At 60.6% G+C, this 22083-nt stretch carries 21 protein-coding genes; 11 read left to right on the top strand and 10 right to left on the bottom strand.

Going from position 1 to position 22083, the window contains the following annotated elements; genetic code table 11:
* The first annotated feature begins 16 nt into the window (after positions 1-16).
* Together WA928_RS10695 and WA928_RS10700 are read left to right on the top strand one after the other, a co-directional pair.
* Positions 17-799 (top strand): enoyl-CoA hydratase/isomerase family protein, encoded by a 783-nt coding sequence (locus WA928_RS10695; RefSeq protein ID WP_424303217.1) that lies wholly within the window; start codon positions 17-19, stop codon positions 797-799.
* A gap of 15 nt (positions 800-814) precedes the next feature.
* Positions 815-2008 carry a CaiB/BaiF CoA transferase family protein gene (locus tag WA928_RS10700; protein WP_350381202.1) on the top strand — a complete coding sequence of 398 codons (1194 nt, stop codon included), beginning with the start codon at positions 815-817 and terminating at the stop codon, positions 2006-2008.
* Between the two features lie 23 nt (positions 2009-2031).
* Here the strand turns inward: WA928_RS10700 and pyk are convergent, their stop codons facing one another.
* The 6 genes from pyk to gcl form a co-directional block, all read right to left on the bottom strand.
* Positions 2032-3468 (bottom strand): pyruvate kinase, encoded by a 1437-nt coding sequence (gene pyk, locus WA928_RS10705; protein ID WP_424303220.1) that lies wholly within the window; start codon positions 3466-3468, stop codon positions 2032-2034.
* A 33-nt stretch (positions 3469-3501) separates the two neighbouring features.
* Entirely contained in the window at positions 3502-3897 is a 396-nt protein-coding gene (locus tag WA928_RS10710) for a GlcG/HbpS family heme-binding protein (RefSeq protein ID WP_424303223.1), read from the bottom strand.
* Positions 3898-3918: 21 nt separating this feature from the next.
* On the bottom strand, positions 3919-5178 hold the full coding sequence (locus WA928_RS10715; RefSeq protein ID WP_424303226.1) for a glycerate kinase type-2 family protein: 1260 nt from the start codon (positions 5176-5178) through the stop codon (positions 3919-3921).
* 134 nt (positions 5179-5312) lie between these two features.
* On the bottom strand, positions 5313-6197 hold the full coding sequence (glxR, locus tag WA928_RS10720) for a 2-hydroxy-3-oxopropionate reductase (RefSeq protein WP_424303229.1): 885 nt from the start codon (positions 6195-6197) through the stop codon (positions 5313-5315).
* Positions 6198-6274: 77 nt separating this feature from the next.
* Entirely contained in the window at positions 6275-7051 is a 777-nt protein-coding gene (hyi, locus tag WA928_RS10725) for a hydroxypyruvate isomerase (protein ID WP_424303232.1), read from the bottom strand.
* Between the two features lie 54 nt (positions 7052-7105).
* The gene (gcl, locus tag WA928_RS10730; protein WP_424303235.1) at positions 7106-8887 is read right to left on the bottom strand and encodes a glyoxylate carboligase; all 1782 of its coding nucleotides are present in this window, start codon (positions 8885-8887) and stop codon (positions 7106-7108) included.
* A gap of 219 nt (positions 8888-9106) precedes the next feature.
* Here gcl and WA928_RS10735 point away from each other — a divergent pair, with 219 nt between their 5' ends.
* The 7 genes from WA928_RS10735 (at position 9107) to WA928_RS10765 (ending at position 15689) form a co-directional block, all read left to right on the top strand.
* Positions 9107-10024, top strand: a complete 918-nt coding sequence (locus tag WA928_RS10735) for a LysR family transcriptional regulator (RefSeq protein WP_424303238.1) — start codon at positions 9107-9109, stop codon at positions 10022-10024.
* Positions 10021-10992 carry a DMT family transporter gene (locus WA928_RS10740; protein WP_424303241.1) on the top strand — a complete coding sequence of 324 codons (972 nt, stop codon included), beginning with the start codon at positions 10021-10023 and terminating at the stop codon, positions 10990-10992. Before WA928_RS10735 ends, WA928_RS10740 begins: the two co-directional genes overlap by 4 nt.
* An 83-nt stretch (positions 10993-11075) precedes the next feature.
* Entirely contained in the window at positions 11076-12245 is a 1170-nt protein-coding gene (locus tag WA928_RS10745; RefSeq protein WP_424303244.1) for an ABC transporter substrate-binding protein, read from the top strand.
* Positions 12246-12303: 58 nt separating this feature from the next.
* Positions 12304-13224, top strand: coding sequence for a branched-chain amino acid ABC transporter permease (locus WA928_RS10750; RefSeq protein WP_424303247.1), 921 nt, complete (start codon positions 12304-12306; stop codon positions 13222-13224).
* Positions 13221-14219 (top strand): branched-chain amino acid ABC transporter permease, encoded by a 999-nt coding sequence (locus WA928_RS10755; RefSeq protein ID WP_424303250.1) that lies wholly within the window; start codon positions 13221-13223, stop codon positions 14217-14219. The genes WA928_RS10750 and WA928_RS10755 overlap by 4 nt, the downstream gene beginning before the upstream one ends.
* 1 nt (position 14220) lies before the next feature.
* Complete coding sequence (locus WA928_RS10760; RefSeq protein ID WP_424303253.1) at positions 14221-14982, top strand: ABC transporter ATP-binding protein; 762 nt, start codon at positions 14221-14223, stop codon at positions 14980-14982.
* Positions 14979-15689: an ABC transporter ATP-binding protein gene (locus tag WA928_RS10765; RefSeq protein WP_424303256.1), complete on the top strand. Its 711-nt coding sequence runs from the start codon at positions 14979-14981 to the stop codon at positions 15687-15689. The genes WA928_RS10760 and WA928_RS10765 overlap by 4 nt, the downstream gene beginning before the upstream one ends.
* A 77-nt stretch (positions 15690-15766) precedes the next feature.
* Here the strand turns inward: WA928_RS10765 and WA928_RS10770 are convergent, their stop codons facing one another.
* Positions 15767-16273: an ureidoglycolate lyase gene (locus WA928_RS10770; protein ID WP_424303259.1), complete on the bottom strand. Its 507-nt coding sequence runs from the start codon at positions 16271-16273 to the stop codon at positions 15767-15769.
* 18 nt (positions 16274-16291) lie between these two features.
* Complete coding sequence (gene uraD, locus WA928_RS10775) at positions 16292-16822, bottom strand: 2-oxo-4-hydroxy-4-carboxy-5-ureidoimidazoline decarboxylase (protein ID WP_424303262.1); 531 nt, start codon at positions 16820-16822, stop codon at positions 16292-16294.
* A 97-nt stretch (positions 16823-16919) separates the two neighbouring features.
* Here uraD and WA928_RS10780 point away from each other — a divergent pair, with 97 nt between their 5' ends.
* Entirely contained in the window at positions 16920-17855 is a 936-nt protein-coding gene (locus WA928_RS10780) for a LysR family transcriptional regulator (RefSeq protein ID WP_424303265.1), read from the top strand.
* A gap of 22 nt (positions 17856-17877) precedes the next feature.
* Here the strand turns inward: WA928_RS10780 and WA928_RS10785 are convergent, their stop codons facing one another.
* Together WA928_RS10785 and WA928_RS10790 are read right to left on the bottom strand one after the other, a co-directional pair.
* On the bottom strand, positions 17878-19266 hold the full coding sequence (locus WA928_RS10785; protein WP_424303267.1) for an NCS2 family permease: 1389 nt from the start codon (positions 19264-19266) through the stop codon (positions 17878-17880).
* Positions 19267-19487: 221 nt separating this feature from the next.
* Positions 19488-20438: a LysR family transcriptional regulator gene (locus WA928_RS10790; protein ID WP_350381175.1), complete on the bottom strand. Its 951-nt coding sequence runs from the start codon at positions 20436-20438 to the stop codon at positions 19488-19490.
* A gap of 151 nt (positions 20439-20589) precedes the next feature.
* Between WA928_RS10790 and xdhA the strand changes: the two genes are divergently transcribed.
* On the top strand, positions 20590-22074 hold the full coding sequence (gene xdhA, locus WA928_RS10795) for a xanthine dehydrogenase small subunit (RefSeq protein WP_424303271.1): 1485 nt from the start codon (positions 20590-20592) through the stop codon (positions 22072-22074).
* Positions 22075-22083 lie beyond the last annotated feature (9 nt).

Consider the following 22083-nt stretch of genomic DNA (forward strand, 5'->3'; position numbering starts at 1 on the left):
GCCCACAGGTGCTCAGATGACTGACGATCTTGTTTTCAAAAAATCCGGTACACGGGCAGATATTTGCTTCAACCGTCCGCATCACCACAATGCCATGACGTTTGCTATGTACGAGGGGCTGGAAGCTATCTGTGATGAGCTTGATGCTGATCCCGGCGTACGGGTCGTTGTGTTGCGTGGGGCTGGTGACAAAGCTTTCGTGGCGGGTACCGATATTGCACAGTTTCAGCATTTCAAAAGTGGCGACGACGCCATTGCCTACGAAACGCGAATTGACCGGGTGGTGGGGCGCCTGGAGCGCCTTAAGTGCACCACCATCGCCGTGTTGCACGGGGTATGTGCCGGCGGTGGTGTGCCTATTGCCTTGGCGTGCGACTTTCGCTATGCAGATCCTGCGCTGCGTCTGGGTGTGCCTATCGCCCGCACATTGGGCAATTGTCTTTCGATGGCCAATGTGGCGCTTTTGCTGGATTTTGTGGGGGTTGCCCGTGCCAAAGAGCTTCTGATGCTGGGACGCATGATCACAGCTCAGGAGGCGCTGGCTGCCGGTGTGGTTAATGCCATATATGAGACATCCGAGATGGTGCAAAAAATAGAGGATGTCATCACTGAGATTCAGGGCCTGGCGCCACTCACGCTAACGGCCATGAAAACCGCCATCAGACGTACCCAGATGGTGCGTCGGGCCAGCCCAGAGGCCGCCGAGGACCTGATCCGTTTGTGCTATGGCAGCGAGGATTTTCACGATGCCGTCGAGGCATTTTTACAGAAACGCCGGCCGGTATGGCATGGCCGATAAAGAAAGGAAACCGCGATGTCTTTGCCGCTAGAAGGTGTCCAGGTACTGGATATGTCACAGATTATGGCGGGGCCCTATTGCACCATGGTGCTGGCCGATATGGGCGCCGATGTCATCAAGATCGAGAAAATCAAAGGGGGGGATGACTCCCGCCAGATGGGGCCGTTTGTCGAGGGCGAATCCACTTGCTTCATGCAGATCAATCGCAATAAGCGCAGCGTGGCACTCAACCTCAAGGACGAAGCCGTGCGCGAGGTTTTCTACGACATGGCACGCCAAAGCGATATCGTGGTCGAGAACTACCGGCCCGGGGTTACACAATCCTTGGCGGTGGATTACGAGACACTACGCAAAATTAATCCCGGCCTTATTTATTGCTCTATTTCAGGCTATGGCCAAAGCGGCCCCTATCGCAACAAGGGCGGGTTTGATTTGGTCGCCCAAGGTGCCACGGGCCTGATGTCGATGACAGGCGAGCCAGGAGGCAGGCCCCTGAAAACCGGCGTGGCTGTCTATGACATCGGTGCGGGCATTACCGCCCTGTATTCCATTCTGGCTGCGTATATTCATCGGCAAAAAACCGGTGAAGGCCAGCATGTGGATGTCGCGATCAGCGAGTGTGGCATCCCCTGGTTTACCTGGGAGGCAGCCGCCTATTTTGCCGAGGGGCGAGAGCCCCACGCCGATGGCTGGCGTCATCGGGTGTCTGCGCCGTATCAGTCACTGGCCACGCGCAACGGCTATCTGGTGCTGGGGTGTGCCAACCAGCGCACCTGGGAGCGCTTTTGCGAGGATGTCGTTACCAGGCCTGAGTGGATTCAGGATCCACGATTCCTCACCAACTCAGATCGCAAGGCGCACATTGAGGTGCTTGAGCCGCTTATTGAAGCCGAGCTGGCCAAAGAGGACACTGCCTTCTGGATTCAGCGCTGTGATGCGGCTGGTGTGCCGGCCGGGCCCATCAACCGCTTTTCAGAGATGCTGGCCGATCCGCACTATGTCGCTCGTGGGATGGTCCAGCAGTTTGATCATCCTACGGTGGGGCTGGTTAAAACGCTGGGCTTTGCCAGCAAATTTTCAGCCACACCGCAGCAAATCCGGCGTCCCAGCCCCTTGTTAGGCCAGCACACCGACGAAGTGCTGCACGCGTTTGGCATGGATGACGAGCGGATCGCCACGCTACGTGACCGTGGGGTTGTTGGCCCCTGATGCTATTGGGCTTTAGTTTGTAATCAGCAGGCCTTTTGCGTTTCAGGCACCTGCGAAATATGCAGCAAGTTGGTGCTGCCGCTGCGGCCAAACGGCAAACCGGCAATCACAATCAGGGTATCGCCAGGTTGTGCCAGGCCGGCGGTGCAGGCTGCCTGGGTGGCGCAGGCAATCATCTCGCTGGATTCTTGCAGTTGTTCGGGAAAATGCACCGGCCGCACGCCCCAGACGAGGGCCAGACGCCGGGCGGTGCGCTGCTCGGGGGTCAGGGCCAGGATGGGAGTGGTGGGGCGCTCGCGGCTGGCCCGCAAGGCGCTAAACCCCGACGCCGTGTAGGCCACGGTGGCCGCCGGCTGCAGCAGGCCGGCCACCCGGCGCAGGGCACAGCAGATGGCGTCGGGTATATTGGATTCGGCCTGGCTGTGGGTGGCATCCAGGTTGTCGCGCCACGATGGGTCGGACTCTACCTCGCGGATGATGTTGTTCATGATGGTGACGGCCTCAAGCGGGTACTGGCCCGAGGCAGATTCTGCCGACAACATCACGGCATCGGCGCCGCTGTATACGGCCGTAGCCACATCCGAGGCCTCGGCCCGCGTGGGTACGGGCGAGGTGATCATGGACTCGAGCATCTGGGTGGCCACCACCACCGGCTTGCCGGCGGCGCGGGCATGACGCACGATACGCTGTTGCAGCACCGGCACGCGTTGGGGGGGAAGCTCGACCCCCAGATCGCCGCGGGCCACCATGATGCCGTCGGCCTGTTCGATGATGCCATCCAGGTGTTCGATAGCGGCGGGCTTCTCCAGCTTGGCCATGATCCAGGCCTGATCGCCAATCAACTGGCGTGCCTCGGTGATGTCTTCGGGGCGTTGCACAAAGGACAGTGCCACCCAATCCACCCCCAGCGATAGCCCAAACGCGAGGTCATCGCGGTCTTTGGCGGTAAGGGGTGAAATCGGCAGGATTACCCCGGGGACATTGACCCCCTTGCGATCGGACAACGGCCCGCCCACCATCACGGTGGTTTCGGCAAAGTCGGGGCCGTGCTGGTCTACCCGCAGGCGCAGCTTGCCGTCGTCCAGCAGCAGGTCGGTGCCGTCTTCCAGTGCGGCAAAGATTTCGGGGTGGGGCAGATGGGCGCGCCGGTCATCGCCTTCGGCTGCGTCCAGATCCAGCCGAAACGGCTGGCCCGCCTGCAGGATAACCATGCCGTTTGCCATTTTGCCCACGCGCAGCTTGGGGCCTTGCAGATCCATCAGGATGCCGATGGGCCGGCCGATGTCCTGTTCGATCTGGCGGATGATGCGGTAGCGTTCAGCGTGGTCTTCGTGGGTGCCGTGGCTGAAATTAAGCCGAAACACATTGGCACCGGCGTCCACCAGGGCGCGGATCTCGTCGGGGGTAGAGCTGGCCGGGCCCAGGGTGGCCAGAATGCGGGCGCGTCGTTCGCGGGTCATGCAAAATATCCTTGTTGACGAATCGTCAAAACGTTACAGGGCGCCGATGCCGGCGCGAGCCACTTGCGCGTCCTGGGCGGCTTGTACGCCCGAGACGCCGACTGCGCCGATCAGCTGACCCTGATCCATGATGGGTTCGCCCCCTTCGAGGGGCATTACCGGCATCGACAGTGCCGAATACCGGCCTTTGTTGACCATTTCTTCGTACACCTTGCTGGGCTTGCCGCTGAGCACGCAGGTGCGGGCTTTTTCAGGGGCAATCATGGCGCTCATCAGGGGCGCCCCATCCATTCGTTGCAGCCACAGCGCGTGCCCTCCTGCATCGCAGATGGCGATGGTGACGTTCCAGCCTTGTGTGCGTGCCTCGGCTTCTGCCGCAGATGCCATCTTGCGGGCGTCTTCGAGGGTCAGGATGCGGATCGTTTTCATGGGGAGTCTCCTGTGGCGGGGTTAAAGAATCAGTAGTGCACGGAAATCATTGACGTTGGTGAGTGTAGGGCCGGTAACCAGGGAGTTGCCCAGCGCTTCGAAAAAGCCATGGCCGTCGTTGTTGTCCAGAAACTGGCGCGGTGGCATGCCGGCCTGCCAGGCGCGTGCCAGCGTATCCGGGGTGATGAGTGCTCCGGCGATTTCTTCCTGGCCGTCAACGCCGTCGGTGTCGCCTGCCAGGCCGTACACATCTTTGGCACCATCCAGTGCAATGGCACTGGACAGCAGGCACTCGACATTACGCCCGCCACGGCCCTGGCCACGCACGGTGACCGTGGTTTCACCCCCCGAGAGCAACACGCAGGGGGCGGCAGCCGGTTGGTTGTGGGCACGCACCTGCAGGGCGATGCCTGCCAGCACTTTACCCACATCCCGGGCCTCGCCTTCGATGCGATCGCCCAGCAATACCGGGGTGATGCCGGCCTCGCGCGCCACCTCGGCGGCGGCTTCCAGCGCCATCTGAGGGGTGGCGATCAGGTGTGTTTCAACGCGGGACAAGGCTTTGTCGCCTGGTTTCAGGGTTTCGCCCTGGCCGGATTCGAGCAGCGCCCGGGCACCCGCCGGCAGGGTGATGCCGTAGCGCTGCACGATCTCCAGTGCGTCGCTGCAGTGGGTGGGGTCGGCTACGGTGGGGCCGGAGGCAATATCGCTGGGCGCATCTCCGGGGACGTCGGAAATCAGCAGGTTGACCACGCGGGCAGGCGCACAGGCAGCGGCCAGGCGCCCGCCTTTGATGCCCGACAGGTGGCGGCGCACGCAGTTCATCTCGGAGATGGTGGCGCCGGACTTGAGCAAGGCGCGATTGATGGCCTGTTTGTCGGCCAGCGTGACGCCGGGCCCCGGCATGGGCAGCAGGGATGAGCCGCCACCGGAAATCAGGCAGATGACGAGATCGTCTGCGCCAAGCCCGCGGACGGCTTCAAAGAGTCGTTTGGCCGCACGTTCGCCGGCTTCGTCGGGCACCGGATGTGCGGCCTCGATGATTTCGATGTGTCGGCAGGGTACGGCATAGCCGTAACGCGTCACCACCACACCCGAGAGGGGGCCGGCCCAATGTTTTTCCAGCGCCTGAGCCATGGCGGCCGATGCTTTGCCGGCGCCAATGACGAGGGTACGCCCCTTGGGCGGTTTAGGCAGGAATGCCGGAATACAGTGCTCGGGCTGGGCTGCGCGAACGGCAGCGTGAAACATGCGGGTCAGGAGATCGCGAGGCTCGATCATGTAGGCATTCCTGTCAGGGGCATCGTGTGGGCAGGCACCCGCCTGGATACCTGCCCACGTAAAGGGGGGTGCTTCGCCCGGGGGGCTGAGATGCTGCGGTTAAGGCAGCATCCCGGGCGGGCACCCTGACCAGTTTATTGGCCGATTTCGTGATTGGCCATGATTTCCAGTGCACGCACCATGCCGGAGTGATCCCAGCCTGCCCCGCCGTGTGCCACGCAGGCGTTGAAAAGCTCTTGCGCCACTGCGGTGCTGGGCAGGGAGAGCCCCAGCTGGCGTGCGGTGGAGAGTGCCAGGTTGAGGTCTTTCTGGTGCAGGTTGATACGGAAACCCGGGTCGAAGGTACGCTTCACCATGCGCTCGCCGTGCACTTCCAGGATCCGCGAGCTGGCAAAGCCGCCCATCAGCGCCTGCCGCACCTTGGCCGGGTCGGCGCCTGCCTTGGAGGCCAGCACCAGGGCTTCGCCTACCGCTTCGATGGTGAGGGCCACGATGATCTGGTTGGCCACTTTGGTGGTCTGGCCGTCGCCGTTGCCGCCCACCAGTGTGATGTTCTTGCCCATCAGCTCAAAAATCGGCTTGCATTGGTCAAACGCCGCCTGACTGCCGCCAATCATGATAGTGAGGCTGGCAGCTTTTGCGCCTACCTCGCCACCCGAGACTGGTGCGTCCAGGTATTCGCAGCCCAGCGCATTGATCTTTTTGGCGAATTCTTTGGTGGCCACCGGCGAGATCGAGCTCATGTCGATAACCGTCTTGCCTTTGGACAGGCCCGCAGCCACACCGTTTTCGCCAAACAGCACGGCTTCGACGTCAGGTGTATCAGGCACCATGATGATGATGATGTCGGAACCCTTGGCTACTTCGGTGTTGTTGCCGGCCGCTTTGGCACCGGCGTCCAACAGGCTTTGTGGCACTTTGCCGTGGGTGTGGACAAGCAGCGTATGGCCGCCCTGGATGAGGTTGGCTGCCATGGGGGCACCCATGATGCCCAGACCGATAAAACCAATATTTGCCATGAGAATTCTCCTTGTTGGATAAGGGGTGAGCCGCTGCGGCGTATGAAAGGCCGCAGCGAGTCAGATAACTGTGGGCTTTAAGCCAGGGCTTTGATCCAGCCCAGGCCGTCTTCTGTTTTGCCTGCCGGTTTGTATTCGCAACCAATCCAGCCCTGGTAACCGGTCTGGTCGATGTGGCGCAGCAACCAGGCATAGTTGATTTCGCCGGTGCCCGGCTCGTGGCGCCCGGGGTTGTCGGCCAGTTGGATATGGCCGATCGATGCCAGTTGCCGGCTGATGGTGTTGCCCAGCTCGCCTTCCATGCGCTGTGCGTGGTAGATGTCGTATTGCACCTGAAGATTGTCTGATCCGACTTCAGCCACGATGGCCAGTGCCTGATCGGTGCGGCTGAGGAAAAAACCGGGGATGTCAAAGGTGTTGATGGGCTCGATCACCAGGCGGATCCCGGCCTTTTTGAGTTCGGCCGCGGCATGACGCAGGTTCTCGACAAACGTTTTGTGTGCAGTGGCCTGGTTGACGCCTGCAGGAACGATGCCGGCCAGGCAGTTCACCTTGGGGCATCTCAGAGCCGTGGCGTATTCCACCGCTTGGGTGACGCCCGCCTTGAATTCCTCGATACGGTCCGGGTGACAGGCAATTCCGCGTTCGCCGGCTTCCCACTTGCCTGCGGGCAGGTTGTGCAACACCTGCTCCAGGCCGTTGTCTTTAAGACACTGGGCCAGGGTTTCTTTGGGATAGGCGTAGGGGAACAGATATTCGACGCCTTTGAATCCAGCCTTGGCCGCGGCTTCGAAGCGGTCAAGAAAGTCGATTTCGGTAAACAGCATCGACAGGTTGGCAGCAAATTTCGGCATATGGGCTCCTTGTTGGTGTGGGACAGCCCGTTGGGCGGGCTGCCGCGGCCTGCTTTAATCCAGCAGGGTAATGGCGGTGGGGGCGTCTTCGCCGCGCTCGGCCAGTTCTTCGAACTCGTTGATCGCGTTGATGTCGTTGCCCATCGAAATATTGGTGACGCGCTCGAGGATGAACTCGATCACCACCGGCACCTTGAACTCCTGGATCCAGGCACGTGCCTGGGCAATTGCCGGCTGGATGTCCTCGACCTTCTTGACGCGGATGGCCTTGCAGCCCAGGCCCTCGGCAACCCTGACGTGATCCACTCCATAGCCCTCGGTTTCGGGGGCATTGATGTTGTCAAAGGACAGCTGCACGCAGTAGTCCATGTCAAAGCCGCGTTGGGATTGGCGAATCAAGCCCAAGTAGGCATTATTGACCACGATGTGGATGTACGGCAGATTGAATTGCGCACCCACGGCCAGCTCTTCGATCATGAACTGGAAGTCATAGTCGCCCGACAGGGCCACCACTTCGTCGCCCGTGTTGGCGGCCACCACACCCAATGTGGCTGGTACTGTCCAGCCCAGGGGGCCTGCCTGGCCTGCGTTGATCCAATGGCGTGGGCCATACACATGCAGCAGTTGTGCAGCCGCAATCTGTGACAGGCCAATGGTGGTGACGTAGCGGGTGTTGCGCCCAAAGGCCTTGTTCAATTCTTCGTATACGCGCTGCGGCTTTAACGGCGCCTGCTCGAAGTGCGTCTTGCGCTGCATGGATTTCTCGCTGCGGCGGTTGTGGCAGGCTTGTGCCCAGTCGCTGCGGTCGCGCAGCTGGCCGGCCGATTTCAGGCGCCGGGCTTCTTCGATCATCAGACGCAGGGCCACGCCGGCGTCGGAGGCGATCCCGTAATCCGGGCCAAAGACTTTGCCGATCTGGGTGGGATCAACGTCGATGTGCACAAAGGTGCGCCCTTCGGTGTAAACCTGGGTGGAGCCCGTGTGCCGGTTGGCCCAGCGGTTGCCGATCCCCATGACAAAATCAGAGGCCAGCAGGTTGGCGTTGCCGTAGCGGTGGGCGGTTTGCAGTCCGGCCATCCCGGCCATCAGCGGGTGATCATCAGGGATGACGCCCCAGCCCATCAAGGTGGGGATCACCGGCACACCGGTTAGCTCGGCAAACTCTTGCAGCAGATCAGCGGCATCTGCACTGAAAACGCCGCCGCCGGCCACCAGCACGGGGCGCTCGGCAGCATTCAGCATGGCCACGGCCTTGGCAGCCTGAGCAACACTGGCGGCTGGCCTGTACACCGGCAGAGGCTCGTAGGTGTCGATATCAAATTCAATCTCGGCCATCTGCACGTCAAACGGCAAATCCACCAGCACGGGGCCCGGCCGGCCGGAGCGCATGACGTGAAAGGCCTGTTGCAGGATGCGCGGCACCAGCTCGGGCTCGCGGGCCATCACGGCCCACTTGGTGACCGGCTTGGCAATGGTTTCGATGTCTACCGCCTGAAAACTTTCTTTGTGCAGCTGGGCGCGGGGCGCCTGGCCGGTGATGCACAAAATGGGGATCGAATCGCCCAAAGCGGAGTACAGCCCGGTAATCATGTCGGTGCCGGCAGGCCCTGAGGTGCCCAGACACACACCGATATTGCCTGGATGGGCGCGGGTGTAGCCTTCGGCCATATGCGAGGCGCCTTCGACATGGCGCGCCAGCACATGCTTGAACTGGCCGTTTTTGCGCAGGGCGGAATACAGTGGGTTGATGGCGGCACCAGGCACGCCAAACAATGTGGTGATGCCTTCTTTCTGCAAGACTGCTGCGGCGGCATCGACGGCTCTCATTCGGGCCATGGTCACTCCTTGTCTGGTTCAATGGATCTCTACGGATTGAAATCAGAATAAAGAAAGCCATGCGGATGAGGAATCCCAGTGAACCTCGGTTCTATCGATACTTTAAGTATCGGATAAGCAAAACATGGGATAGAATCTGAGCAAACAGGCCATTGATGTTTTGGATGGAAGTCTTTTAAACATCGAGGTTTAGGCCGATTTATCATTCAGGAGCCTGTCTTGGGGCGTTACACTGACATCAGCAGTTTTGTATTGATTGCCGAGAAAGGCAGCTTCGCTGCTGCTGCTTTGGTCGAGGGGGTCACCCCCGTGGTGATGGGGCGGCGCCTGACGGCCATGGAGAAACGCCTGGGGGTGCAGTTGATGCACCGCTCCACGCGAGGCCTGGTGCTGACCGACCTGGGTGAGCGCTACCTGGAACAATGCCAGCAACTGATCCAGGATTTTGATGCGGCAGAAGCCGGTATCATGTCCCGGCGCCGCTCGCTGACCGGGCATCTGGTGGTGTCTGCACCGGCCTCTTTCGGGCGTTTGCATGTCGCTCCTCATGCGCTGGCCTTCAGGCAGCGCTACCCCGATCTGGCGCTGTCCTTCAACTTTACCGACAGCGTGGTCGACCTGGTGCGCGAGGGCTATGACATGGCCATCCGGATTGGCGAGGTGCGCGACCCCAATTACGTGGCGGTGCGCCTGTTTCCCAATCGGCGGGTGGTGTGCGGCACGCCTGCCTACTTTGAGGCCAACGGCGTGCCGCGTGTGCCCGAAGATCTGGTGCGCCACAATTGCCTGGCCTTCAACCTGCAGGGGGGCCAGCACCGTGGCTGGACATTCGTGCGTGATGGCAAGCCTTTTGCGGTGCGTGTGCACGGAGACCTTGCCTGTAATGATGGCGAGCTGCTGTATCGCTGGGTGCGCCAGGGCCTGGGGATCGGCTGGCGGTCTACCTGGGAGATCCAGCGGGAACTCAAGCGTGGAGAGCTGGTGACCGTACTGGATGATTTTGCCTTGCCCGCCTATGACATTCAGGCGGTGTATCCGCAACAACGCTACCTACCCGCCAAGGTACGATACTTCATTGATGATTTAAAACAGCGTTATCAGCAGCCCGGTTATTGGGAAGGCCAGGAGTTATCTTGAGTTCCAGTCAGCACGTGTCGTCTTCTGCTTCAAAGAACCTTCTTAAAGGGGCTGAGCCCTCGCCCACACTCCGCGCGGGCCCCCCGGCCACCACCGAGCGCCAGCGGCGTCTCGCCTTGCTGGCGCTGGCTGGCATGGCGGTGGGCTGGGGCTATAACTGGGTGGTCATGAAATCAGTGCTGGCCTATGTGGGGCCGTTTGATTTCTCTGCCCTGAGAACACTGTTTGGTGCCTTGCTGTTGCTGGCTGTGCTGCTGGTGTTGCGCCGGCCACTCAAAATCCGCGCCTGGCCGCGTGTGGTGCTGCTGGGTATCCTGCAAACTGGGGCATTTTCCGCCCTGATCCAGCTGGCCCTGCTGCAGGGCGGGGCGGGCAAAACATCCATATTGGTCTATACCATGCCCTTTTGGGTGGTGCCCATGGCCTGGCTGGCCTTTGGCGAGCGCGTCCGCGGCTTGCAGTGGGTGGCATTGGCACTGGCCGGGGCAGGTCTGATGCTGATTCTCGAGCCATGGTCTTTGAAACAAAGCAATCTGCTCAGTGAGTTCCTGGCGATTTCGGCCGGCCTTTGCTGGGCCCTGGCCACCATCGTGGCCAAGTGGATCCGGCGGGACGCCCCGATGGATGCCTTGCCACTGACGGCGTGGCAGATGCTGTTTGGCGCCCTGGCGCTGTGCCTGGCCGCCTGGTTGGTGCCCGAGCGCCCCATTGATCCTGCCCCGTATTTTATTGGTGCGCTGGCCTACAACGCCCTGATTGCCACCGCGATTGCATGGTTCCTCTGGCTGTTTGCGCTGCAGCATCTGTCGGCCGGGTTGGCCAGCATGTCATCCCTGGGGGTGCCCGTGGTGGGCGTCCTGGCTGGCTGGCTGCAGCTGGGTGAACAGCCCGGAATGCTTGAGCTGGGCGGCATGGTACTGATTGCGGTCGCTTTGCTGATCATCACTCGGCGCCCGAACCCCGGTTAAGGGGGGCGCTTGCACGCTGCTGAGTTTCGTGTAATGTCTGCAATACTTTAAAACTAAATCATAAACACCTTGGGGAGACAATCATGGCCTTTTGCAAAACGGCGCTTGCCGCTGCACTCACTTTATCTCTGGGCCTCACCGCAGGCTCGGCGCTGGCCGAAGTCAAAATTGGCTTTCTGGCTACGCTATCGGGCGCCGGTGCGGCACTGGGCCAGGATATGGTCGACGGCTTCAATCTGGCGCTGGATCAAAACGGCGGCAAGCTGGGTGGGCAGGAAATCGTCTTTTTGAAAGAAGACGACCAACTCAAGCCCGATGTCGGCGTGCAGGCTGTGCAAAAGTTTCTCGAGAAAGACAAGGTGGATATCGTGGCGGGGGTGACGTTCTCCAATGTCATGATGGCCATTGCCAAACCGCTGGCCGATGCTGGCGTGACGTTTGTGGGCTCCAACGCAGGGCCTGCACCGCTGGCGGGCAAGCAGTGCAACCCGGGCTTTTTCTTTGCCTCCTGGCAAAACGACGGGCAGGCAGAGGTCATGGGCCAGTACGCCACCGATCAGCAGTACAAGGATGTTTACCTGATCACACCCAACTATCAGTCGGGCCGTGACCAAGTGCTGGGTTTCAAACGGTTTTACAAGGGCAAGATTTCGGGCGAGGTCTATACCCAGCTGGGCCAACAGGATTACTCGGCCGAATTGCTGGCCTTGCAGGCAGCCAACCCCTCGGCGGTGTGGGTCTTTTTGCCCGGCGGCATGGGGGTTAATTTCGTCAAGCAATACAAGCAGTTTGGCCTGATGGGCAAGATCCCGCTGCTCTCGGCGTCTACCGTGGATGGCAGCACCTTGCCGGCCCTGGGCAACACGGCGCTGGGTGTAAAGGCCGGCACTTTCTGGGGGCCTGATTTCACCAATGCCACCAGTCAGCAGTTTGTTGCAGCTTTCGAGAAAAAATACAATCGCATCCCCTCGCAGTATGCTGCGCAGGCGTACGACTCCGCCTTGCTGATTGACAGCGCACTGAAAAAGACCAAGGGTGATGTCAGCGATAAAAAGGCCTTTCGCGATGCCTTGCGGGCGGCAGACTATCAGTCGCTGCGTGGCGATTACGCCTTTAACGTCAACGGCTTTCCCATCGAAGACTTCTACGTCTTTGAGGTGGCCAAAAATGACAAGGGCCAGGTCTCGCTCAAGACCTTGGGCAAACCTCTGTCCAAGCACTCCGATGCCTACTTTGGCCAGTGCAAATATTGATTCCGCCCGTCTGGCTTAATTGGCAGGCGGCCCAGGCTGCCTGCCTCGGAGATCGGGCATGAGTCCGCAGCTGTTGTTCATGCAGGCGCTCAATGGCCTGCAATATGGCATTTTGCTGTTTTTGCTGGCGGCAGGCCTCACCCTGGTGTTTGGCATCATGAGCTTCATCAACCTGGCTCATGGTGCGCTCTACATGATGGGGGCCTATTTTGCGGCCGCCACGTTTCACCAGACCAACTCCTTTACCCTGGCTATTTTTGCGGGCCTGGCCGGTGCCATGGCGCTGGGCGTGGTGCTGGATCGCTGCGGCTTTGCGCGCCTTTACCCGCGTGCGCACCTGGATCAGGTGCTGGCCACCTTTGGGCTGATGCTCTTTTGCAATGAGGCGGTGCGCATGATCTGGGGTGCCGCGCCCGTATTCATGAGTTTGCCGGACGCCCTGAGCAACGTCGTCATGATCTTTGGTACGCCCTATCCCCTGTACCGCCTGCTGATCATCCTGGCCGGTTTGCTGGTGGCGCTGGGCCTGTATTGGCTGATCGAGCGCACCCGGGTGGGGATGCTGATTCGTGCAGGTGCCAGCAATCGCACCATGGTGGCGGCGCTGGGCGTCAATATAGGCTGGCTGAACACCTTTGTTTTTGCGTTGGGCGCAGGTTTGGCCGGCCTGGCGGGTGCCCTGGTGGGCCCGATTCTGTCCGTGCAGCCCGGCATGGGGGATTCCATCCTCATCATGACTCTTGTCGTCATTGTGATTGGCGGCATCGGCTCCATTCGCGGGGCGTTTTTGGGTGCCCTGGTGGTTGGGCTGGTGGATACGCTGGGCCGTACCGTTGTGCCGGCCTTGCTGGCCAAATCCCTGGCGCAAGGGCTGGCCAGCACCCTGGGTGCAGCCATTTCTTCGCTGGCGGTATATGTGCTGATGGTGGTTGTGCTGGCGCTTAAGCCAGAGGGCTTGTTTCCGGTAAGAAAACGATGAATCCTGTTGTCAGCACAGAGTCTTCTGATGCGGGCCTGCGTCTTGCGCGCCCTGCGGGGCTGCGCCGCTTGCCGATGGTGCTCACAGTCCTGATTTTTGCCTTGTTGCTGATAGTGCCAGTGCTTGCCCAGGTTGCAGACAAGCCCTATCTTTTGCTGCAATTCAGCCGCATTTTGGTGTTTTCCCTGGCCGCCATCGGCCTGAATCTGGCGCTGGGCTATGGCGGCCTGATCAGCTTTGGCCACGCCATGTACGTGGGCTTGGGCGCTTATTGTGTGGCGGTGGCCTCGCATTATGGGGCTGATAGCGGCGTGTTGCATTTGCTGCTGGTGCTGGGCGTTACGGCCGTAGTGGCGGTGCCGGTGGGTCTGATTGCGCTGCGCACCACGGGCATTGCCTTCATCATGATCACGCTGGCCCTGGCGCAAATGTTTTATTTTCTGGCGGTGGGGCTTAAACAATATGGTGGAGACGAGGGTCTGCCTATCCACCAGCTAAGCCGGTTTGGCAGCCTCACGGGCAGCCATCTGGCCTTGTATCTGTCTTTGCTGGCCTGCGTGGCGGGTAGCGTGTGGCTGATGCGCCGGCTGGTGGCCTCGCGCTTTGGGCTGATCCTGCGCGCCTGCAGCCTGGATGTGCGACGGGTGCGGGCCTCGGGTACGACACCCTTGCCCTATTTGTTGCTGGCGTATGTGCTGTCGGCTCAGTTGTGTGCGCTGGCAGGGTTTTTTCTGGCCAATCTCACGGCCTTTGCATCGCCCGCCTATATGGCCTGGACGGCCTCGGGCGAGCTCATCATCATGGTGTTGCTGGGTGGCGCCGGGACGCTGATGGGGCCTGTGGTGGGTGCTGCCGGTTTTCTGCTGCTCGAAGAAGGGCTTAAAGCCTTCACTGACCATTGGCTGATCGTCATGGGGCCGGTGATTGTGTTGATCGTGTTGTTTCTGCGCAATGGGCTTTGGGGCATTCTCAGTCCTGCACCGGAGGATCATTGATATGGCACCCCTGCTTTCGGTGCGAGGCCTGGTCAAGCGCTATGGCGGCCTGTTGGTTACCGATCATGTGGATCTGGATGTTTTTCCCGGTGAGATCCATGCGGTAATCGGGCCTAACGGGGCAGGCAAAACCACGCTGATCTCCCAGATCATGGGCGAAGTTCCCAGCGATACGGGCCATATTCAGTTGGCCGGAAATTCCCTAAACGGCTTATCCATGCCACAACGCGTGCGCGCGGGTATTGGGCGCTCGTATCAGATCACCTCGGTCATACAGCAGTTTACGGTGCTGGAGAACATCCTTTTGGCAGTGCAGGGGTGTCAGGGCCATGGGTTTCATTTCTGGACGCCTGCTGTCCAAACCCGTGCCCTGCTTGAGCAGGCCGAACAACTGATCGCCTTGATGGGCTTGGGTGCCCATCGTGATGTTCATGCGGCATCGCTGTCTTATGGACAGCAGCGGCAGCTTGAAATCGCTATGGCGCTGGCGGCAAAGCCCAAGGTCTTGTTGCTGGATGAACCCATGGCGGGGATGGGCCACGGAGACACTGGATCGGATCGCATGGTAGCGCTGTTGCAGGGCCTGCGATCCCGTTGCGGCATTTTGCTGGTAGAGCACGATATGGACGCTGTGTTCTCATTGGCCGATCGCATCAGTGTGCTGTGCTACGGCAAGGTGATTTGCTGCGGAGACGTGGACACGATTCGCAACAGCGCCGAGGTTCGCGAAGCTTATCTGGGCGACGAAGAGGTTGCGGCATGAGCCCATTGCTGCAGCTCAGCGACGTGGTGTCCGGCTATGGCCGCAGCCAGGTGTTGTACGGTATGCAGCTCAGCGTGCAGGCCGGGCAGTGCGTGACTTTGCTGGGCCGCAACGGCATGGGCAAGACCACCACTGTCAAAAGCATCATGGGGCTGCATCCCGTCTGGCGGGGCGAAATCTGTTTTGCGGGCACGGCTATCCACACGCTGCCCAGTTACCGTATTGCCCAGCGAGGCATTGGCCTTGTACCAGAAGGGCGGCAGATTTTTCCCAATTTGTCGGTAGAAGAAAACCTGGTGGCCACCGCCGCCAACCGCAAGCGCGTAACGGCTCCGTGGGATCTTGCCCGTGTGTATGCGCTGTTTCCACGGCTGCACGAAAGATCCGGCAACTTTGGCAATCAACTCTCGGGTGGCGAGCAGCAAATGCTGGCCATCGGCCGGGCACTGATGACCAATCCCGAGTTGCTGATTCTGGATGAAGCCACCGAGGGCTTGTCGCCCCTGGTGCGCCAGGAAATCTGGACGGCACTGGCTGTGCTGCGCCGTGAGGGCATGGCCATTTTATTGATCGACAAGAACCTGGCACCCTTGCTGAAGCTGGCAGATCGCCACTACATCATCGAGAAGGGCCGGGTGGTGTGGGATGGGTCATCAGAGGCCTTGCGTGCGGCGCCCCAGGTGCAGCAGGCCTATCTGGGTGCATAACCCCGACACTACTGCAAGATAAGCTGCCCGGCGCGTGCCTAGCTGGCGTTGGGTTTTGCTGCGCCGGGGTGCTGCGTTTAAGCCAGTGCGGGAATCAGCCCGTGAACAGGCAGCTGCACGACATCACAGTTATCTCCCGGGCCTGCGCGGTCGATGATCAGAAAATCGGATACGGTATCAAGCGCCAGCAGCGGGTGATGCCACACCCCTTTGGCGTAATTGACGCCTTGCTGCCCGGTGCATACAAACACCCGAAGCCGATCGGCGGTGGGCGTGGCGTGCGGATCGGACACCACCACCAGATAGGGCCGCCCGGATAGCGGGATGAAGGCCTGGCTGGCTTTTGGGTGGCGCTCCATCATGCTGACAATAAACGGCAGGGTGCGTGGCTGGCCACGGAATATCGAGACAATGGCGTAGCCGTCCTCACCGGTATCGATTTTTGCAAGGTCGTGGTAGCGCTCTGTGTTGCCTTCGTTGATGGTGAAGTGTTTGGCGGCATCATCGGCCTGGATGACATCACCGAAGGGCGCGAAGGCCTCGTGGGTCAGGGGTTCGATGTGAAGCTGCACGGGAGTGGTCATGGCGTATACAGGAAAAAGTTACTGGGCAAACAGGGCGTCGAGCCGGAACCGGGCAATCTGGGCGATCTGATCCAGGCAGGTGGCAAGCTCGGTATCTTGGTCGTTGTGCAGGCGCGCCTCGATGGCGTCCATGATCTGATAGCGGCTGCGTCCCTTGACGGCGATCACAAAGGGAAATCCAAAACGTTGGCGGTAAGCCGCGTTTAAGCCACGCAGGCGCTTAAGCTCTTGCGCGCTGCATTGATCCAGGCCTGCGCCGCGCTGCTCTTGGGTAGAGGCGTCGGTCAGCGTGCCCTCGGCGGCTTCTTTGCCGGCAAGCTCGGGGTGGGCCGTGATCAGGGCCAGTTGTTCTGCCAGGCTTGCTTGCTGCACCACTTGCACCATGGCGTGGTGCAGATCGTCAACCGTTGCAAACGGACGGGCTGCCCAGGCGCGTTGCGGAATCCAGGGGGAGTGCTCGAAAATGCCGCTGAGCTCGTGGGAGAATTCGGCTTGTGGTAATGCGCACAGGTCTGTCAGGGTCATGGTGGGTATTGTCAATAGCGTCATGATAGAAAGTCTACGGGGTATCCTGCTTTAACAGAAGGGTGTTCCAACGTATAAGTGGTATAAGCTCAACCGCATTCTCCATCCAGGGACAATAAAGATGGCCATACGACGCAGCAGCGCAACGCTGGATACTTATTTGCTTAAGGTGTTTTGCATTCTGATGGCAGAACGCAGTGTTTCGCGCACGGCACTGAAGCTGAACCAATCGCAACCTGCCATCAGCGTAGCGCTTAAAAACCTGCGGCTGATTTTCGGTGATCCCTTGCTGGTGCGAGAAAAAGGCGGCATGGTGCCCACAGACCGGGCCCTGGCCATCCTGAATCACGCCAAAACCGCGTTGCAGTCGATTGACACCATGCTTGATTCGGGTGAGTCCTTCGAGCCCGACAGCAGCCGCCAGGTGTTTCGGATCGGGTCGCCCGATTACCTGGCACCCGCCTTTGCGGCGTCGGTCGTGGCCCGGTTTCGGCAAGAGGCTCCGCATGCCCATCTGGTGTTGCATGCGCTGGGCCCTGCGTTTGATTTCGAGCGCTCGCTGGCCGAAGGCGAGCTGGATGTGGTGATTGGCAACTGGCCCGAGCCTCCGGATCGCATGCATTTGTCGGTGTTGCTGGAAGACCCGATTGTGTGCCTGATGTCGGCGGATAATCCCCTGGCTTCGCGCACCCTTACCGTGGATGATTTTCGACGTATGCAACATGTGGTGCCCACGCCATACTCGATGACGCAGCGTGGCATGATTGACACCGTGCTCACATCCTTGCGCATCCAGCGCGAAGAATGTGTCGAGGTGCAGTCGTTCATGCTGGCACCCTATCTGCTGCCGGGCTCTGATCTGGTCTTTACCACCACCCGGCACTTTGCCCGCTACTATGCCGGCTTGTTGCCGCTGGCGATTGTAGAGTCGCCCATCGAGTTTCCGGCCATGCGGTTTTACCAGTTGTGGCACGCACGTAATCACCATGCTCCGTCCCATCAGTGGCTGCGTCACCTGTTGGGCGACTGCGGCCGGGGTTTACTGGGCCAGGCGTAAAGCGCCCGGCCCGGGTAACAGCTTAAATGGCCCAGCCGCCCAGGTAAAACACCGCCAGAGCAATGGCGATGGCCAGGGTGCCAACGTTAAGCTTGCGCCATTCGCCGGCAAAGATGCGGCCAATCACCAGGGTGCTGAAACCCAGCATGATGCCGGTCACGATGTTGCAGGTGAGCACAATAAAAACCGCACAGACCATGCCGGCCATGGTGTCTACCGTGTCGTCCAGATGCAGCTTGCGCACGCCGCCCAGCATCAGCAGACCTACGTACATCAGGGCGGGTGCCGTGGCGTAGGCAGGTACAAGCGCCGCCAGGGGCGACAAAAAGATCAGCGCCAGGAAACCCAGACCCACAATGGTTGCCGTCAGGCCGGTTTTGCCGCCAGCAGCGGTGCCCGCTGCCGATTCGATATAAGCCGCTGCCGGAGCGCCGCCCAGGCCGGCCGATACGATCGAGCTGACCGAGTCTGCCGTCAGGGCACGGCCGCCGTTGATGATCTGGCCGTTTTCGTCCAGTTGGCCGGCCTGCCCGGCCACGGCGCGGATGGTGCCGGTGGCGTCGAACACGGCGGTCATCACCAAAGCCAGCACACTGGGGATCACCAGCCCGCTCAGCGCGCCGCCGATATCCATGGTGCCAATGAGAGAGTGCTCGCCGCCAAACGAAGGCAGCGCAAACAGACCATTGAACTTCACCGCCGGATCCCAGATCAGGCCGACGCCAGACAGCGCCAGAATCACCAGCAGGATGCCGCCCGGCACACGGCGACGCTCGAGCCCGAAAATGGCGGCCAGACCCAGCACAGACATCAGTGCGGGCAGAGCGTTCAGGTTGCCCAGCGACACCGGCAGACCCGGGCCCGGGTTCTTGACCACCAGGCCGACTTCGTTGGCGGCAATCAGCAGCAGGAACAGGCCAATCCCGATCCCTGTGCCGTGGGCAATGCCCGCAGGCAGGTTGCGCAAAATCCAGGTGCGCACGCCGGTCACCGAGATGGCGGTGAAGATCAAGCCCATCAGAAAAATGGCACCGAGCGCCACAGCGGGCGACAAGCCCTGGCCCAGCACCAGGTCAAATGCCGTAAAGGCGGTAAGCGAGATCGCACAGCCCACGGCGATGGGCAGGTTGGCCCACAGCCCCATCAGCAAAGAGCCAAAGGCGCTGGTGAGGCACACGGCGATGAAGACCGATGAGGTGTCAAAACCGGCCTTGCCCAGCATCGCGGGCACCACAAACACGGAGTACACCATCGCCAGAAAAGTGGTGAGGCCGGCCAGAGTCTCCTGGCGGGCATTGGTGCCGCGGGCGCTAAGTTGAAAGTGCTTTTCCAGCCAGTTACCTGTATGCGCTGGATGGGAAGCCGGGGCGGCGGGAAAACCTGCCGGCATGACTGATTCTTGCTCGCTCATGAGCCTTGTCTCCTGATGATCTGCCGGATCTGTGGCCGGTTTTTTTAAAAGGGCGCGCCACTTTTTTACAATGGGCCCGAATTATTCTAGGGACAAGGTTTTGCGCTGTGCGTGGCCGTCGATGATGACGGTTATCAATTCTGGCTGATAGTTGTCGCCGCGCCCGCAACGCATTGACGGTGCGAAATAGGGCGCGGCAAACCCGTGGCCGGGTGCGATTTTTAGAGGGTTTCGGGGGGTGCTTGCAGGCTGGCCTGCAGCATGGAGGCGACCCGCACAATGCACTGGCGCAGCCAGATGACTTCGGCTGCGCCGTGGCAGCGATGGTGCCACAAAAGATAAAACCGCATGCGTGGAAACGGAAACGGCGAGGGTAAAACAGTGATGGGCAGGTAGCGGGCGTAATGCTGGGCAAACTGGCGCCCCGTGGTAAAGATAAGGTCAGTGCGCAGCAGCATCCCGGCCACCTGACCGAAATACGGGATGGTCATCTGGATATTGCGTCGCAGCCCTTCGGAGGCCAGATAGCCGTCGATAAAGCTTTGCCGCTCGGAGACGTACGGAAACGGCGCCAGGTGCGGCATCTCGAGGTATTGCGCCAGGCTGAGCTCGCGGTGAGCCACGGGGTTCTGGCTGCCCACCATGCACACCACTTCGTCGTCGAACAGCCGGGCCATGTGCATCTGCGGGGGCGGCTGCAGCCAGTTGCCAATCACCACGTCCAGGCCGCCGTCTTCGAGGCCCTCCGCGTAGTCGTAATCGGCGTTGATCGGGTGTACGATGAACTTGGCATGCGGCGCTTCGCGGCGCAGGGTTTCGGCAATATTGGGCAGAAACATCGCATCCAGATAATCCGGCGCGCCCAGATGAAACTCTCTTTCTGTTGTGGTGGGGTCAAATGCGCCAGGCGGCTGGGTAATACGCCCAATGGCCGATAAAGCCTCGTTGGCATAGGCCAACAGCTCCAGGCCGCGCGCAGTGGCTACCATCCCCGTTTTGCTGCGTACCAGGATGGCATCGCCAGTGATGTCACGCAGGCGCCGCAACGAATTGCTGATCGCGGGCTGTGACAATCCCAGTTTGATGGCCGCGCGCGACACGCTTTGCTCGGTCAGCAAAATCTGCAGGGTGCGCAGCAGGTGGGTATCCATAGAATCGCGGGGTTTGCTCATGGGCTTCATTATTCACGGCATCGGCAGCGGCGTCCATGGTGGGGGCTGTTCATCCCCCCTGATACTGGCCATCATCACCAGTGAATACTGCAGCCATAACCTTGGTGCTATCTTGGCTGATAACACAAGGCTAGACTAAAAAGGTATCACGATGGAGACAACAGCCATTCGTTTTCAGTATCGGGGCCAGATCCACGAGGTCACCGATCAACCCACCACCCGTACGGTGCTGCAGTATCTACGAGAAGACCTCGGCTGTACAGGCACCAAAGAGGGCTGTGCCGAAGGTGATTGCGGTGCCTGCACCGTGATGGTGGCCGAGCCCGACGGCAAGGGCGGTGTGGCGATGCGTGCGGTCAATTCCTGCATTCAGTTTCTACCTACGCTGGATGGCAAGGCCTTGTATACGGTCGAAGACCTTCGTCAGCCTGATGGTGCGCTGCATCCTGCGCAACAGGCCATGGTGGATTGCCATGGTTCGCAATGCGGGTTCTGCACCCCGGGGTTTGTGATGTCGTTGTGGGGCATGTATCTGGCCCATGGCCCGCAAGATCCCGCCCCCACCCGCACCCAGATCGACGATGCATTGTCCGGCAATTTGTGCCGCTGCACGGGCTACCAGCCTATTGTGCGGGCGGCCACCGAAATGTATCAGTACCCCGAAGTCGCCTTTGATCGCGCCGGCCTCGCCAAGGCACTGGCTGCCTTGCAACGCGATGATGTCTTTACCTATACGCATGGCGATCACACGTTTCATGCCCCGCGCACGCTGGCCCAGCTGGCCCAGTTGCGCCTGGATTACCCCGATGCACGTATCCTGGCCGGCAGCACCGATGTTGGCCTGTGGGTCACCAAGCAGCAACGTGATTTGCCGCACCTTATTTATATCGGCCAGGTGGCCGAGCTGCGCGACATCCACACCGAAGGCGACGATCTCCTGATTGGCGCCGGCGCCTTGCTGAACGACGCCTACGATGCACTGGTCGAGCGTATTCCCGAGCTGGCCGAGCTGCGTCAACGCTTTGCTTCTTTTCCGATTCGCAATGCCGGCACCCTGGGTGGCAATGTGGCCAACGGTTCTCCCATTGGCGACTCCATGCCGGCCCTGATTGCGCTGGGCGGCTCCATTATCTTGCGCCGTGGCGATGCCGTGCGCGAGATGCCGCTTGAGAGCTTTTACCTGGCCTACCAAAAGAATGCAGCTCAGCCAGGCGAGTTCGTGCAGGGGCTGCGAGTGCCGGTCAATGTGGCCGGCCGCCAGTTCCGTGCCTACAAGTTGTCCAAGCGCTTCGACCAGGACATCTCGGCGGTGTGTGCCGCATTTGCGGTGGTGCTGGATGATGCCGGCCGGGTGCAGCAGCTGCGCACCGGTTTTGGTGGCGTGGCAGCAACGCCGTGCCGAGCGCAGGCTGTCGAGGCGGCCGTGCAAGGCCAGGCCTGGAGCGAGACCACGGTGCAAACCGCCATGCAGGCTGTTGGCCAGGATTTCAAGCCACTGACCGACATGCGTGCCAGCAGCGAGTACCGTTTGCTGGCCTCACAGAATTTGCTGTATCGCTTTTATCTTGAAACCGCCCCTGGCGCGCCCTTGGCGACGCATCAGGTGAATACGGCCAATCTGGCCGAACTTGCTTGAGGAGGCCAT

It is taken from the genome of Castellaniella sp. (genome assembly GCF_049651205.1).
GTDB lineage: Bacteria > Pseudomonadota > Gammaproteobacteria > Burkholderiales > Burkholderiaceae_B > Castellaniella.

What these genes read in the sequence shown, in the direction of transcription:
- WA928_RS10695 (WP_424303217.1), top strand. Translation starts at nt 17, where the DNA reads ATGACTGACGATCTTGTTTTCAAAAAATCCGGTACACGGGCAGATATT.
- WA928_RS10700 (WP_350381202.1), top strand. Translation starts at nt 815, where the DNA reads ATGTCTTTGCCGCTAGAAGGTGTCCAGGTACTGGATATGTCACAGATT.
- pyk (WP_424303220.1), bottom strand. Translation starts at nt 3,468, where the DNA reads ATGACCCGCGAACGACGCGCCCGCATTCTGGCCACCCTGGGCCCGGCC.
- WA928_RS10710 (WP_424303223.1), bottom strand. Translation starts at nt 3,897, where the DNA reads ATGAAAACGATCCGCATCCTGACCCTCGAAGACGCCCGCAAGATGGCA.
- WA928_RS10715 (WP_424303226.1), bottom strand. Translation starts at nt 5,178, where the DNA reads ATGATCGAGCCTCGCGATCTCCTGACCCGCATGTTTCACGCTGCCGTT.
- glxR (WP_424303229.1), bottom strand. Translation starts at nt 6,197, where the DNA reads ATGGCAAATATTGGTTTTATCGGTCTGGGCATCATGGGTGCCCCCATG.
- hyi (WP_424303232.1), bottom strand. Translation starts at nt 7,051, where the DNA reads ATGCCGAAATTTGCTGCCAACCTGTCGATGCTGTTTACCGAAATCGAC.
- gcl (WP_424303235.1), bottom strand. Translation starts at nt 8,887, where the DNA reads ATGGCCCGAATGAGAGCCGTCGATGCCGCCGCAGCAGTCTTGCAGAAA.
- WA928_RS10745 (WP_424303244.1), top strand. Translation starts at nt 11,076, where the DNA reads ATGGCCTTTTGCAAAACGGCGCTTGCCGCTGCACTCACTTTATCTCTG.
- WA928_RS10750 (WP_424303247.1), top strand. Translation starts at nt 12,304, where the DNA reads ATGAGTCCGCAGCTGTTGTTCATGCAGGCGCTCAATGGCCTGCAATAT.
- WA928_RS10755 (WP_424303250.1), top strand. Translation starts at nt 13,221, where the DNA reads ATGAATCCTGTTGTCAGCACAGAGTCTTCTGATGCGGGCCTGCGTCTT.
- WA928_RS10760 (WP_424303253.1), top strand. Translation starts at nt 14,221, where the DNA reads ATGGCACCCCTGCTTTCGGTGCGAGGCCTGGTCAAGCGCTATGGCGGC.
- WA928_RS10765 (WP_424303256.1), top strand. Translation starts at nt 14,979, where the DNA reads ATGAGCCCATTGCTGCAGCTCAGCGACGTGGTGTCCGGCTATGGCCGC.
- WA928_RS10770 (WP_424303259.1), bottom strand. Translation starts at nt 16,273, where the DNA reads ATGACCACTCCCGTGCAGCTTCACATCGAACCCCTGACCCACGAGGCC.
- uraD (WP_424303262.1), bottom strand. Translation starts at nt 16,822, where the DNA reads ATGACGCTATTGACAATACCCACCATGACCCTGACAGACCTGTGCGCA.
- WA928_RS10780 (WP_424303265.1), top strand. Translation starts at nt 16,920, where the DNA reads ATGGCCATACGACGCAGCAGCGCAACGCTGGATACTTATTTGCTTAAG.
- WA928_RS10785 (WP_424303267.1), bottom strand. Translation starts at nt 19,266, where the DNA reads ATGAGCGAGCAAGAATCAGTCATGCCGGCAGGTTTTCCCGCCGCCCCG.
- WA928_RS10790 (WP_350381175.1), bottom strand. Translation starts at nt 20,438, where the DNA reads ATGAGCAAACCCCGCGATTCTATGGATACCCACCTGCTGCGCACCCTG.
- xdhA (WP_424303271.1), top strand. Translation starts at nt 20,590, where the DNA reads ATGGAGACAACAGCCATTCGTTTTCAGTATCGGGGCCAGATCCACGAG.